Source organism: Nocardiopsis sp. FIRDI 009 (genome assembly GCF_003386285.1).
Lineage (GTDB): Bacteria > Actinomycetota > Actinomycetes > Streptosporangiales > Streptosporangiaceae > Nocardiopsis.
In genome coordinates, this window is sequence record NZ_QPNC01000028.1 from 24,935 (window position 1) to 39,426 (window position 14,492).

Annotated in this window: 8 protein-coding genes; 2 read left to right on the forward strand and 6 right to left on the reverse strand. The window is 72.3% G+C overall.

All coding sequences use genetic code 11. From position 1 onward, the window contains the following. Positions 1-221: 221 nt before the first annotated feature. Positions 222-2,306 carry a plasmid pRiA4b ORF-3 family protein gene (locus tag DVR05_RS21920; protein WP_198659290.1) on the forward strand — a complete coding sequence of 695 codons (2,085 nt, stop codon included), beginning with the start codon at positions 222-224 and terminating at the stop codon, positions 2,304-2,306. A gap of 101 nt (positions 2,307-2,407) precedes the next feature. Here the strand turns inward: DVR05_RS21920 and DVR05_RS21925 are convergent, their stop codons facing one another. Then, positions 2,408-4,582 (reverse strand): WD40 repeat domain-containing protein, encoded by a 2,175-nt coding sequence (locus tag DVR05_RS21925; protein ID WP_116247794.1) that lies wholly within the window; start codon positions 4,580-4,582, stop codon positions 2,408-2,410. Between the two features lie 143 nt (positions 4,583-4,725). Between DVR05_RS21925 and DVR05_RS21930 the strand changes: the two genes are divergently transcribed. Next, positions 4,726-6,834 (forward strand): sigma factor-like helix-turn-helix DNA-binding protein, encoded by a 2,109-nt coding sequence (locus DVR05_RS21930; protein ID WP_116247795.1) that lies wholly within the window; start codon positions 4,726-4,728, stop codon positions 6,832-6,834. 307 nt (positions 6,835-7,141) lie between these two features. On the opposite strand, the gene DVR05_RS21935 is transcribed toward DVR05_RS21930, so the two are convergent. From DVR05_RS21935 to brxD, 5 genes are all read right to left on the reverse strand, one after another. Next, a complete protein-coding gene (locus DVR05_RS21935; RefSeq protein WP_157982506.1) occupies positions 7,142-7,957 on the reverse strand; it encodes a hypothetical protein in 816 nt (271 codons plus the stop codon). Positions 7,958-8,236: 279 nt separating this feature from the next. Then, entirely contained in the window at positions 8,237-9,187 is a 951-nt protein-coding gene (locus DVR05_RS21940) for a mechanosensitive ion channel family protein (RefSeq protein ID WP_116247797.1), read from the reverse strand. Between the two features lie 255 nt (positions 9,188-9,442). Next, positions 9,443-10,969: a hypothetical protein gene (locus DVR05_RS21945; protein ID WP_116247798.1), complete on the reverse strand. Its 1,527-nt coding sequence runs from the start codon at positions 10,967-10,969 to the stop codon at positions 9,443-9,445. 37 nt (positions 10,970-11,006) lie between these two features. Continuing rightward, positions 11,007-13,169, reverse strand: a complete 2,163-nt coding sequence (locus DVR05_RS21950; protein WP_116247799.1) for a DEAD/DEAH box helicase — start codon at positions 13,167-13,169, stop codon at positions 11,007-11,009. Further along, on the reverse strand, positions 13,166-14,491 hold the full coding sequence (gene brxD / locus DVR05_RS21955) for a BREX system ATP-binding protein BrxD (RefSeq protein ID WP_116247800.1): 1,326 nt from the start codon (positions 14,489-14,491) through the stop codon (positions 13,166-13,168). The genes DVR05_RS21950 and brxD overlap by 4 nt, the downstream gene beginning before the upstream one ends. Position 14,492 lies beyond the last annotated feature (1 nt).

Genomic DNA, 14,492 nt, shown 5'->3' on the forward strand with positions numbered 1-14,492 from the left:
CGTGGGGGTGTCGGAGGGGAACCTACCGCCCTCCTCCGACACGGGGGACCGGGGGCGGCATTCCGCCCCACGGCCGAGGACGGCCGGGTCCGGCCCGTCGGTCCCCCGCGCGGCACCCGTGTCGCGCCCCCTCAGCGCCGATTTCACGAAACCGCCGTGCCCCCCGAGGGCGACCGCTAGAACTGAAAGCACCGAACCGCAGCAAGCCTCAGGGAGAGGGCATGGCACGCCGCGCAACGTCGCATCGGGTCCACCGGCTCACGATCGTCCTCGACGGCACCAACCCCCCGGTGTGGCGCCGCGTCGACGTACCCTCCGTTACCCGCCTCGGCGGTCTGCACGCCATCATCCAGGCGGTCCTGGGCTGGAACGACGAACACCTGCACACCTTCGAGTTCGGTGGGCGGCGCTACAGCGACCGGGGGGACGACCATCCCGGGTTCGGTCCCCCCGACCGCGACGAACGGGGGGTCAGGGTCGGTGACGTCCTGCGGCGTCCCGGTTCCCGGGGCACCTACACCTACGACCTCGGCGACGAGTGGCGGCACACCGTCACCGTGGAGGACATCGACGACGCCCCGCCCGACGCCGTCTACCCCCGGTTCCTGAACGGGCACGGCGGCTGCCCGCCGGAGGACTGCGGCGGCGCCGAGGGGTACGAGCACCTGCGCCACCTGCGGGACCACCCCGACGAGATCCAGGACGGGCCCCACGGCGAGGCCGAGGAACAGCGGGCCTGGGTGGGGCTGCTCGCCCCCGACGACCTCGACGTCGGAGAGATCCGGGACGGGCTCCGGACGGCGGTCGGAACACTGCCCCTGGACGAGCCCGGCGACGCCGTCCCGCGCGCCGACCCGGCGCGACCGGTGACGCTGCCCCCCGAGGACGAGCTCGCCCGCACCGCCCTGGACGCGCCGCTGCTCCGCGGCGCCGTCCGGCTGGCCCGCTGGACCGCCCCGCGCCGGAGGCTGACCGGCACCGGTGTGCCCCGCCCCGGCGAGGCCCGCGCCGCCATCGAGGAACTCGACCTGTGGCCGGTGGCGTCCGAGGCGGAGTCCGCCGAGCGGGCGGAAGCGCTCGGGTGCGCCCGGACGGCCAAGGATCTCCCCGACTTCCTGGCCCCCTGGGAGGCGGCCGTCGAACTGGGCCTGGTCGAGGTGGGCTCCACCACCGCGCGGCCCACCGGCGCGGCCGACGGGCTGGAGACGGACCCCGGACGGGTGCTGGAGCTGTGGACGGATCTGTTCGACGCGGCCGTCGACGGCCCGCCCGTCCCGGGCGGGTACCACCGGACGGGGATCGACGGGTCCGACGTCCTTCCCCCCACCCTGCGCTCCCTCTACGAGGCGCCCGACGGCGCCGGGTTCCCCCTCGGCGGGTTGGCCCGGGCCCTGGTGCCCCCGGCCGACGGGCCGGGCGCCCTCGACGCCCGGGACGCCGAGATGTGGAGGGGGCTCATGACCGAGATCCTCTACACGACGGTGCACGGGCTCGCCGCGATCGGCGCGGTGCGCCTGACCGACCGCACTCCCCCGCCCCTGGCCGCCCTGTACCGGCCGGGGCACGTCCGGTCCCGCGTCCCCGATCGGGACGAGGTCGAGAGCGCGCACGCGGCCGGGACCATCGACTGCTCGATCGCGCTCACGCCCCTAGGGCGGTACGGAACCCGGGAGCTCCTGCTCGGCATGGGGATCCCGGCGCCGCTCAGCGGGTCCCTGGCCGCGGTCGGGGCGGACGAGCTCCTCGACGCGCTGGCGGCGCTGCCGAGGGAGTACCACGCCGCCGAGATCACGCCGTGGGCGGCCCACCGCACGCCGGAGGAGGCGGTGCGGGAGATCGCGGAGGCCGCCGCGGCGCCGACCGGCCACGGGGCGGCGCGCCGCGCCCTGGGCGCGATGGTGCTCAACTCACTCGGTGAGCGGACCGCGCCCGCGCTGCGCGCCCTGCTCGGGTCACAGCGGCGGACCGTGGCCGGTCTGGCCGCCAGCGCGCTGCTCAGCTCCGACGTCCTCTCCAGGGAGGAGGGGCGTCGGATGTTCACCGAGCACGGCCCCTGGATGGTCATCGACACCGTCGCCGGGCCGATGGAGCTGGGCGAGTACCAGGTGAGCACGTTGTTCGCGCTCAACGAGGAAGCCGACGGAGGGTCCATCGGACGGATGGTGCTCGAGACCGCGGACGACCTGTGGCGGGTGGACCACCCCCAGGCGGTCCCGGCGTTGGAGACCCTGGGGCGGCTGCACCCGGACAGGCGGGTCGCCAAGGTGGCGCGGCGGGCCGCGCACAAGGCCCGCGGCCGGGGGTGAGGCGGCGGGCCGCACTGGGCGGGGTCACGCCGACGACCGCCGGTCTCGGACCCGCCCGGCGCGGCGGGGCCGACACGACCGCCCGGGACCCGACCGGCGTACTACCCGAGAAGGCCACCGTCGACCACGTCGAAGACGCGTACCCCGGCGTCCCCGGTGACGGCCAGGGCACGCTCGTCCGGTGAGAACGCCACCCCGTTCACCTCTCCGGTGACCCTCGTACGGCTGAGGGGTTCCAGCGTGCGGGCGTCGTGCAGGGCGACCACACCGTGGTTGCCGCACCAGGCCAGGTGGGCACGGCCCACGACCAGGTCGCGCGGATAGTCGGCCCACGCCCTCCCGCTGCGGGAACCCCGTGAACGCGTACGGGCCAGCTGTTCGCCCGTCGTCACGTCCCACAGGGTGAACACGATCTCCTCCACCCAGTCGCCGCCCCGGCCGTAGCTGACCGTGCGGTGCTGCACGGTGACGATCCCGTCCGCGTCGGGGCTGAACCTGACCAGCGTCCAACGGCCCTCGGGTGTGGTGTCGTTGAGCCTGCGGCTGCCGCCGTTGACCAGGTCGAAGAGTCTGACGGGGGCCAGCCCGCCCGCGAGCGCGTACAGTTCCCTCCCCGGGCTGACCGCATCAGGGGCGTAGCGACCGTGCATGCTGGCGTAGGAGTCGTAGTCGCGTCCCTCCCTGCGCGCGGCCTCGACCAGATCCCGGGTCTCCTCGACGTCGGTGTGCGGGAAGGGGCACCGGTCGCCCGCCGGTTCGGTCCTTCGCGGGTCGCGCGCGTCGGCCGTGTACCACGGTCCTCCCTGGAAGGACCGCACCGCGACACGCGCGCCGTCGGGGCTCCACACGGGATCGGCGCACCGCGGGACGCGCCGTTCCGGGGTGTGGTGTCCCCCTCCCAGCGGGGTCCACAGCCGGACCCCGCCCGATCCGCCCGTGGTCAGCGCGCCGCCGTCGGGGCTCCAGGCCAGCGCCGTGGTCTCCTCCGGGCAGCAGTCGATCCGGGCGCGCGGTGACAGCGCGCCGTCGACTCTGACGTCCCACAGGACGAGGTGGGCCCATCCCTGGTGCTGGAGCCTGAGTTCGGCGAGGACACCGCCGTCGGGGGACCATTCGACGGCCCTCGTCCAGGGGGCACCGTGCTCGCGTTCGGTGCGCCACAGGACCCGTTCGGAGCCCGGGGCGCACACGACCAGCTCACGCCTGGAGAACACGCAGACCCGTTCCCCGTCGGGATGCCAGCGCACCCCCGACACGGAGTCCCAGGGCGTCCCATGACCCCACACCCGGTACCGGGGGTCGTCGCACGGGTCGGACCAGGTCAGCAGGAGGCTCTCCGGAACCGGCGGATTCCCTCCCGGCACGGGACCCCCGCCCTGGGCCAGGGCCGCGAGCGCGCCGTCGGAGTGCCAGTGCAGGTCGAGTACCCGCGTGATCACGTCACCGACCAGGAGCCACGGCGACCGCTCGCCTTCGTCGACCGCCCACAGGCGCACGCCGATGTCCTCTCCGATGGCGAGCGTCCGGGAGTCCGGCGACCAGGCGATGGCTGGGTGGGCTCCGTACCCGGACCGCGGCGCCGTGGGCGTGGCGGCCTGCTCCTTCCAGGTGGCGGTGTCGTAGACGAGCACCGTGCGCACGTACTCGGTCCGACTCTCCCACCCGTGGACGTCGTCGGCGTCGTACTCTCCGAGGTCGGGGAAGCGGTCGCTCCTGCCGAGAACGGCGAGCCGCCGCCCGTCGGGGCTCCATGCCGCCCGGTCCAGGGACGCGCCCTCGATGTCCAGGCGCTGTTCCTGCCGCCAGGTTCCCGTGTCCCAGATCCGCACCGTGGCGTCGTAGAGGCCCACCGTCGCCAGCTTCCCGCCGTCGGGCGACCAGGCGACCGAGCACACCGGAGCACGGTGGCCGGTCAGCACGCGCAGCAGCCGGGCGTCGGTGGGCACCGTGTCGGGCCCGCGCGCGGCCAGGCGCACCGGCGGCAGGGCCTCGTCCATACCGGTCAGCCATGCGGACACCCGTGGTTCGCGGGCCAGGACGTCGGACAGCGTGCAGGCGACCTCGGTGCGGTCGCGGGACCGGGTGAGCAGGTGGGCGTTGGTGCGCAGGAGCCGCCGCAGCAGTGCGGGTTCGGAGGCGGGGTCGGCCGTCTCGGGGACGGACTCGGACAGTTCGTCGCAGACGCGTTCCGGACCTCGCGCGAAGACGCGGTCCACGAGGCTGGCGTAGTCCCTGACGGACGAGAGGTGGTCTCGGTGGGTGTCGGCATCGCTCACGTCCGGCCACGCTAACGGCCTCTGACCACGCCGAGACCCTCATGGCCGTTTCCGGACAGCGTCGGGGCACGTCGGCCACGGATGTCACCGGCCTCCCCTAACGTGAGCCGTGATCCCGCACCACACGCGTGAGAGGCCCCTCCTTGACCCGTCCCGTCGACTTCCGGCTCACCCACCTCGTGCCCGCCCTCGACGACACCTGCGAGGAGCTGGTCGCCGAGGCGCTCGGCCATCCCCGCCTGCCCGAGGAGCGCTGGTGGAGTCGGATCCGGCTCCCGCTCGTCCTTGGGCGTGTCGGAGCCGAACACGTGGCCTCGGGGTTGGCCCGTCTGGCGTCGCTCCGTTGGGAGGGGCGGGCCCTGGGCGAGGTGATGCCCGCGCTGTACGCCACCGGTCGCTCGGACGAATGGGGCGCGGGCCTCGCCGAGCAGGAGCCGGTCCTCGACACACCACTGTGGCGTATGACCTCCGACCTGGACGGGACGGGTGTGGAAAGGACGCTCCGGGCCGCCTTCCTGACCGTCCTGGAAACACTGCCGAAGGAACCCGTCGGGAACGGCGTCCCCAGGGCTACCGAGGAGAACAGAACCGTCGGCGCACGGGGTGCGGACACTCCGGCCACGGACTCCGAACCGCCCCGGGAGCCACAGGCCCCCGGTCCGTCCGCGTCCCCGGGAGAGGACCGCCCGTCCTCCGACCCCACCGCGTCCGCGGAGCCCGCGGTGACGCCCGTCGGAACCGGGGAAACCGATCACGCCGCCACCCTGCTCGATGAGATCGACTCCTGGTTCATGGTCGGCGACGAGCGCCGTCGCGCCGTGGCCGCGAGACGGATCTTCACCGACGACCCCGAGACCCTGGAGTCCATCAGCGGTGAGTTCGGGGTGACCCGCGAACGCATCCGCCAGATCCACAAGCAGGTCGAGCGGGACCTGCGCTCCTGGCTGGACTCCCCCTTCGGCGAGCCCCTGACCGCCTACCTGGAATCGGTGTCCGCCCGGCTCGGCTCCGCCGCCCCGCTCGACTCCCTCTGGGCGCTGCGCCCCGAGCACTCCCTGCCCGTTCCGTGCCTGGGCATCCCGATGGGGCGTGTCGTCCTCACCCTGTTGCCCGGGCACCGCGTCACGGACGGATGGCTTCTCACCGAGGAGGCCGACGCCCTCGCGCGACGCCTGTCGGGCCTGCTGGAGACCAGGACCTGTCTGCCCCTCGGTGAGACGCTGGAGGCCGCGCACGGGGCGGGGATCCTCCCCGAACACGCGCGGGCGTGGATCGAGGCGCTGCCCCGGACCCGTGTCGTCGACGACCAGGTCATCCACTGGGGGCGCAGCCTTCCGGACAAGGCGTGCGCCGTCCTGGCCGCCGCGGGGCGCCCGCTGCACGTCGACGAACTCATCGAGCGCATCGGTGGAGACTTCAACGAGGCCGGTTTCCGGGAACGGCTGCACAACGACGACCGCCTCATGCGGCGGGACCGCAGGGTCTTCGGTCTGCGTTCCTGGGGCGGTGAGGAGTACCTGGGGGTCGAGGGGACCGTGCGCCGCGAACTGGAGAGGGCCGGGGGCGAGATGCGGGTGGCCGAGCTCGCCGAGTCGATCGCGGGCCGCTTCGACGTCAGCGAGAGTTCCGTCCGCTCCCTGACGTCGGGAAGCGCGTTCGCCCACCCCAGGCCCGGGTGGATCGGGCTCCTCGACGACCCCGCGCGCGGCGGTGACAGCGCCTACCGTCCCCGCCGCACCGTGGACCGCACCCGCCGGTGCTTCCGGGACGCCGAGGGCGCCTGGTGGCTGCGCGTGGACGTCAACGCCGAACACCTGCGGGGCTCCGGCTTCCCGATGCCGAACGGCTTCGCGGTGTGGGCCGGGCTGTACCCCGGGGCGCGCCTACCGGTGCTCGTCGGTGACCGGGAGTCGGCGGCGACCTGGAAGAACCAGCCGCTGATGAGCTCGGTCCGCCCCCTCCTCCAGGAACAGGGCGCCGCCGAGGGCGACCACGCCTTCATCACGTTCGCCGAGGGGCGCGTGCGGTGTCGGGTGTCCGGCGCCGCCTCCGCGTCCCCCGACCCGCTCTCGCGCGCCCTGACCCTGGCCGGTGTGACCGCACCGGTGTCCGGGACCGACGCGGTGGCCGCCCTCGCCGACGCGCTGGGACTGGCCTCCGACACCTCCGCCGACCAGGTCCGGGAGCGTCTGGCCGACCGGGGTGACCACGACATCCTGGAGGCCCTGGCCATGCTGGCACAGCGGGGGTGAGGAGCCCGCGCGGCGCCGCACCGGCACGGCTTCGGCACCCCGGACGTGCCGGGCGGGCCGGAACCGACCCCGACACGATCCCCTCTCCCTCCGGGCTCCCGGGTCGGTGCCGTGGGGGGCGAGCTGGTCGATCCGCCACGCTCCATCGTCGCGCGGCCGCTCGACCCGGCGTACGCGGCGGCATCCGGACTCGTTCCCCGCGTCCCGGGAAAGGCACGGGAGGGGAGTTGGAAGACGTCCTCCCTCGGTACCCGCGGAGGACGTGACGCCTGTGAGGGGAGCCCGTTTCGGGCTGGCCCGGTGGGTGCTACGACGCGAGGCCGCCCCGGTCCGGAACCAGCCCCAAGGGTTCCTGCCCCCACAGCCAGCCGGGTTCCAGGTTGGCCCCGAGCGCCTCACCGAGGGTGTCCAGTACCAGCGGCCGGAGAGCGCGCTGGGCGACCCTGGGGTGCCCGCCGGGGTCGGGGCAGATGAACGCCGCCAGGACGCGCGACTCCAGGGCCAGCGCCCGCGGGTCGGCGCCCGCGAACCACTGGAAGCACTTCCAGAGGAACCCGAGGGCGGCCCCGGCCAGCGCCGTCCGTGCCCGGTCCCAGGAGGGTGCCTCCCATCCCTCGAACAGCGCCGCCCGGGCGGTCTGCGGCACCTGGTCGAGGCGGTCGGCGCCCAGGTCGAGTGCCCGCGCGATCTCCACGAGCAGGTCGCACCAGAAGTGACCGACGATCGCCTTCCCGACATCCGCGAAGGCGGGATCGGTCGCGGCGCGCCGCGAGGCGTACCGGCGCAGGTCCCGGTCGAAGACCTCGCCGTGGAGCCCGGTTCCGAGAGCACCGATCCGGTTCCGTGTCGCCCTCTCGTCCGCGAGCCAGGCGACCAGGGCGGCGAGGGCCACGCGCGCCCCGGCCCGCTGGAGGTACAGGGTGGGGGCCCTGCGGCCGTTGTCCCGGTGCCGTCTCCTGCGCTCCCACCACAGTCGTTCGGCGGATTCACCCAGGTCCCTGACCGTCTCCGGGCCTCCTCCCGCACGCGCGAGGTAGCCCGGCCATCCGTGCAGGCTTCCTCCGCAACCGGTACAGACGCACCTGGGCCTGGTCGCCAGTGCACACCGTTCGCTGTGTCGCACGAAACCTCCGTGGGGGCGGCGGTGGCCGGTCGGACACACCGCTACCCACGGTGACCCCGTGAAGGTGGAACCCGATACCCCGTACGCGATCAGTCTGCGGTGTCCGGGAGGAGAGGACCCTCTGACCGCGGAGGGACGTTCGGGGGCTGTTCCCGGCCGCTTTCGTCTCCTCGACCAGGGGACGGGACCGCGACGGCAGCCACACGACGATGGCCACGCACGCTCACCCGTCGTGCGTGGCCATCACGTCGCGGCCCCTCGCCGTGGCGAGCGGCCCCGTCAGGCGGGGGTGCCGTCGCCGGTGCGCATCCAGACGGTGCGCTGGGGGAACGGGATGTCGATGCCCGCGGCGTCGAGGGATTCCTTGACGCGACGGCGCAGTTCACGGGTCACGGCCCACTGTTCGAGCGGAGCGGTCTTGACGGCGAGGCGCACGACGACGCCGTCCGCGTCCAGGGACTGCACACCCCAGATCGACGGGTCCTCCAGGAGGATGCCCTCGAACTGCGGGTCCTGGCGCATCTCCCGGCCGGTCTTCTCCAGGGTGTCGTAGACCGTCTCCAGGTTGGACTCGTAGGACACGGAGACGTCGAGGACGGCGCGGGCCCAATCCTGACTGTCGTTGCGCACCCGCTGGATCTCGCCGTTGCGGATGTGCCACAGGCCGCCGTTGATGTCGCGGACCTGGGTGAGCCGCAGACCCACGCTCTCGACCGTGCCGACCGCCTCGCCGAGGTCGACGACGTCGCCGACGCCGTACTGGTCCTCGATCATGATGAGCATGCCGGCCAGGTAGTCGGCGACCAGGCTCTGGGCGCCGAAGCCGATCGCCAGGCCGACCACGCCCGCGCTGGCCAGCAGGGGGCCGAGGGCGATGCCGAACTGGTCGAGGATCATCGCCAGGGCGGTCCCCACGATGACGATGGTCGTGAAGCTGCTGAGCACCGAGCCGATGGTGCGGGCCCGCTGCTGGCGCCTCTCGCTGGCCCGGGACGCGTCACGCTGGAGGACCGCGGGTCCCCGGGCGGAGCGGTTCGGCGCGTTCTCCCGTTCGGAGGGCTGCAGGAGGCGTTCCACGGCGCGGGAGATGGCGCGCCTGGCCACCGCCCGAACGATCAGCGCGCCGAGGACGATGAGGAGGATTCGCAGGGGGACGCCGACCAGCAGATCGAGGTTGTCCTGAAACCATCCGGGGACGGCGGCCGCCTGCTCGACGGCTTCACTGTTCACTATGGTGCTCCACTTGCTGGATGGACATACGCGAAGATCGACGTAGAACGTACTTGCGGCTCTCCGCACAGGTCAAAGTCGGTGCGGTGGATCTCCACCGAGCAGGTGCGGGTTGCGGGTCTGGAGGGAGGCCGCGCGCAGGTGTTCGCGGCGTGCACGGGCATACACCCCAACACGCGCATGCCGGTCCTCACAGTGGCCCCACGGAGACGAAACGGTGAGAACGGAGCGGCGCAGCGCCTTCGTCCAAGGAGTTCACTCGCCCGGGTCCTGCTCCATCTCCGCGAGCATATGGATGGTGAGCTCCTTGGGCAGAGCACGGGTGGCGTCCGTGTGGTGGCGCAATCCCGCCGTCTGACCCACATCGGCACCGGGCATGTCGATCAACCAGCGAAGGGTTTCGTCGTCCAGACGATCGGGATCCGCGAGGTCCCGGAGCAGTGCCCGGCCCCCGGCTTCCCGGTAGTCACCGGGAAGGGGGATGCCCTCTCTGACGGCATCCCACACGATTCGCTCGCAGATCGCGCCCCAACGGCCCTGTCCCCACCAGTGGCGGGTGTAGCCGGTCGCGCCTCCCACGCTGAGCAGACGCAGGGTCGGCTCCGGGCCAAGGAGATCCTCGTCCATACGTTTCCAGAAGCGCAGCTGCTCGGACACCGTCCGCCGTACCTCCGTCCAGCCCTCTCCGAACAGCTCCGAGATCTTCCGCCCGTCCGGCAACGCCCACTCCGGATCTGTCAAACACGCTTCGATGGCCTCCCAGTCGGTTCCCTCGATCTCGTCGAGGTGGGGAAGGATCGCCTTGGTCACGGCGATGTTGACGCGTGCCATGAGGACGTCGTCGGGCAGGTGCCAATCCTCGACGGCGGTGTCGTTGCGCCAGCACCATGAGGCGATACCGAGCGCTGCCGCGCTCGGAACACAGTCCGGCAAGACATCTCGGCCGACGAAACAGCAGACGAACTGGTCATAGGTGGACATGCCCTTCTCCGCGTCCAGCCTGGCACCGAGTTCTTCCACCGACAGTCCGCTGTAGGAAGCCGCTGGTTCGAGGATCCACCTTTGGTAAGCCACGGAGACGAGATCGGAGGCGCTCACGGTACTGTCCTCCGATGCCTTGACGCGCAGGGGGTCCAGGAGACCCAGTGCGCCGAGTCGTTCGGCGACCTCACGCTGAGCCTCTTCCGCACCCTGGCCGATGTCCACCGTCACGATGTCGTCGAGCACTTCGACGAACTCGAAGGGAGGCTCTCCGACGCCTTCGGAGAACTCGTTGGAGGAGAACTGGATCTGGTGTGCCCACACGTCGTAGGTGACGCAGAGGACAGTGCCGGAACGAAGCAGGTGGGCCATGATAACGGGCCCGTGACCGGGCTCGTGGTACCCCTCCTGTAGGTGGTCCCAGAGCTCCCAGCCACCCTCCAACAGCGGCCTGACCAGAGTCTCGAGTTCTTCGAAGTACCTCTGCCACTCCTCGTCGGAGGGTCCGGAAGCCCCGTTGAGCGCATCGACGGCGGCATGGACGCCCCGCCGGTACTCGGGTTCGCTCCAGTTCCCCAGGAGGTCGAGGATTCTCCGGGAGTCCTCCTCCCGTTTCCTCCGGTCAGTCTCCTCAACGTGTTTCCGGAGTCGCCAGGACGCGTGCGCGACCGGATCCTCGGGTTCTCCGGCCGCGCGTCGTCGATCCAGCTCACGCAGGTCGGCGATGAGGTCCGCCTTGCGCGCGTAGACGGAACGTACGGGGCGGTCATAGGCCAGTTTCCGCAGCTGGACCAACGTCATCCGCTCATAGCCATCGGAGGGAGGTCCGGGGTAACCGTCACTGGACAATGAAACGGGTGCTTTCCTTGAGGAGGGTCCGCGCTCCGTCGACGTCGGCGAGGCGGGCTGACAGGGTGCGTTCGGCCAGGTGCCTGGGCAACGCAGCGCTGAACTTGAGCCCGTCCAGGGCTCGCGTGGCCACCGTGGGCAGGGTGACACTCTCCCGGGCGGCCTGTTTGGCCTCGGCCCAGGTGCGCGGTTCCAGGTCGGCGTTCAGGCGCAGGCAGGCGTCGTTGGGTTGCTGTTTGGGGTCGGCGGCGTTTCCCAGACTGGCGGCCAGGGTGAGGTTGGCCCGGGCTCCGGCCCAGGTCCACCAGCGCAGGTCGCCGCCTTCGGACCGCACGATCACCGATCCCCCGGGGTGTACGAGATCGATGTGCTCGTCGCGCGCCTTGGCCAGGGCGTTGACCGCCCTGCGGGTGAGCCGCACCCGCGGATCGGTCCCCAGGAGCACCTCGCGCACCGCGCGAGTGAGGTGGAAGAAGGAGCCCAGGTGGCCGCCTGAGTCCCACTTGGCCTTCCCGCCGCCGCCCTCGACGGGTTCCACGAAACAGCGTTGCCGCCGCCAGTCCACCCCGGTCACCACCCAGGTCCGCCCGGCCAACAGCAGTCGGCGCGGGCCGGTCCGTTCCTCGTCGGCGGCCAGAAGCGCCGGGTCCACCCGACCGATCTCGGTGCGCCCGTTCAGCGCGGTGAACTGCGGCGGCGCGGTGAAGACACTGGTCAGTTCCATGAAATGCCGGTGACCGAAGCGCTTCTCGGCCTCGGGGCCGATCATCATCAACCCGCCGTCCAGGTCGATGAACCCCTCCCGGATCAGGTGGGCGGCGATCGGCTCGCCCTGGTGGAAGGGTTCGAGGTCGCCCCACCATTCGGGCCAGAGCCGCGCGCCCACCTCGGGCTCCTGCAGGCACAGGGCCAGGAGCTGCTGGGCGACGATGTGGCGCGGTTCGGGCGTGGGGACGACGGGCTCCACCCAGTGCTGTCCCCACAGGTGCAGGAGACCGGCGGCGTCCAGGAGCCCTGCCTTGTCGACGGCCAGGAACAGGCAGTTGCGGATGCTTCCCTGACGCCGCCCGGTGCGGCCGATGCGCTGGAGGAAGGAGGCGACGGTGCCGGGGGCGTTGATCTGGATGACCCGGTCCAGGTCCCCGACGTCGATTCCCAGTTCCAGGGTGCTGGTGGCGACGATGACGCAGTCGCGGGCCTCCCCGAAGGCGTGTTCGGCGCGGCGGCGCTCGTCCAGGGACAGGGAGGCGTGCGACAGGAAGGTGGTCACACCCAGCTCCCGCAGCGCGTGGCCGAGCTCCTCCACGTACTGGCGCGAGTCGCAGAACACCAGGCGCTTCTCCCCCCGGTGCAGGGAGGCGATGACCTTGGCGGCGTTGGTCAGGGAGCCGACGTAGTCGAGTTCGACGTCACCGGGCGGCGGCTCGTCGGGCACGTGGCCGGGCTTGGGCAGGTGCACCCCGGGTGCGACCACCCTGCCCGGTCTGCGACCCGCCATCGACCCCTGGAGCCAGGAGAGCAGGTCGTCGGGGTTGCCCACGGTGGCGGACAGGCCCACCCGCTGGATGGGGCGACCGGCCACCCGGCCGAGGCGCTCCAGCACGGCGAGCAGGTGCCACCCGCGGTCGTCCCCGGCGAAGGCGTGCACCTCGTCCACGACGATGGCGTGCAGGTTCTTGAAGAACTCCCGGTGGTCGACCTTGACGCTCACCAGCATGGACTCCAGGGACTCCGGGGTGGTGAGCAGGATGTCGGGCCGACGCCGCAGGATGCGTCGGCGCCCGGCCGTGGTGACGTCCCCGTGCCAGAGCTCGGCGGTGCGCCCCATCCACCCGGCGTACGCCTGGACCCGGGGAAGCAGGTTGTTGAGCAGCGCCTTGATGGGGCACACGTACAGCAGGGACAGTCCGCCCCCCGACCGCCCGGCCATGGTCGTGAGCAGCGGGAACAGGGCCGCCTCGGTCTTTCCTCCGGCGGTGGGCGCGAGCAGGACGGCGTCGTCGCCGTCGATCAGCGGGGCCAGGGCCTCGCGCTGGAGCGGCCGGAGCCCGGGCCAGCCGAGGGTGTTGACGACGTGGTGGGCGAGGGTGGGGTGAAGCAGGTCGAGGCTGCTCGGTCCCGGTCCACCGGTGTCCTCGGGGGCTCCGCTCACAGGTCCAGTTCCACCTCGTCGGCACTGGCGGCGCGCTGCACATGGGACCCGCGTTCGACCTCGGTGAGTTCGTGTCCGCCGACGGTCAGGTGGTAGTGCGCCCGGGGGTCGAAGTCGGGGTTCTGGTCGACGCGGTCCATCACGTCCACGAGCTTGCGCAGGAACAGCCGGGGCGCGATGCCGACCCGACCGCCCAGCTCCCCGGCGACGGCTTCGGCGAAGGCGAGCAGGTAGCCGTCGTCGACTCTGTCGCGCACCCGCTGGGGGGCGTCGGCGCCGTCGGCGTACAGCTCCCGGACGGCCACGCCCAGCTCGTGCAGCTTGGCCAGGTCGAAGCCGGTCAGACGGATCTGGCTGGCGTAGAGGTTGTCGTGGGCCGGGTCCGGCAGGAAGTCGGTGTGCAGGCGCTGGGCCAGGGGGGCCAGGCGCTGGACCCCCTGGGGGCCGTCGAAGAAGGCGGGGGTGCCGGTGATGACGAGGTACAGGCCGGGGAACTGCCTGTTGGCGATCTCGTCCAGGAGCTGGCGCAGCGCGTTGAGGCCCTTCTCCCGGGTGTCGGTGCGGGCGCGCTGGAGGGTCTCCAGCTCGTCCAGGACCACGAGGAGCCCCGGATGCCCGCAGTCGCGCAGGAGGACGAGCAGCCCCTTGAGCGCGGCCAGGGCCCCGAAGTGGTCGAGGTCGCCCTTGATCCCGGCGTAGCGCTTGGCCGCGGACGCGACGTTGGGCTGTCCGCCGAGCCAGGCGATGAGCGCCTCGGCGATGGCCTGTTCGCCCTCGGACTGTGCCCGGTGGTAGCCGCGCAGGGCCGCGGCGAACCCGGGGTTGGCGGCGGCGACCTCGGACAGCCGCCGCTCCAGCAGCTCCAGGACGGCGGCGTCGAGCGCCTCCTCGTCGTCCTCGGCCACCTCGCCGGTGGCCAGGACGTCCTCCTCCAGGGCGTAGACCCAGTTGTCGACGATCTCGCGCAGGGCGCTGGGCGGCTGGGTGGCGGTGGTGAGGCGCTCCGTCAGTCGCCGGTAGACGGTCTCCAGCCGGTGCAGCGGGGTCTCGGTCTCGGAGATCTGGATCTCGGTGACGGCGAAGTTGGCGCGTTTGGCGCGCTCACCGAGCCAGCGCACGAAGAAGGTCTTGCCGGACCCGTACTCGCCCCGGACCGCCTTGAACTCGGCGCCCCCGCCGCTGACCGAACCCAGTTCCCGGTCCAGGGCGTGGGTGAAGCGGTCCAGGCCCACGGCGAACAGGTCGAGGCCGCTGTGCGGGACGGTCCCGCGGCGCAGGGCTCCGACGACGTCGTCGCGACGGGCGGCGCTGACGGTGGTCACG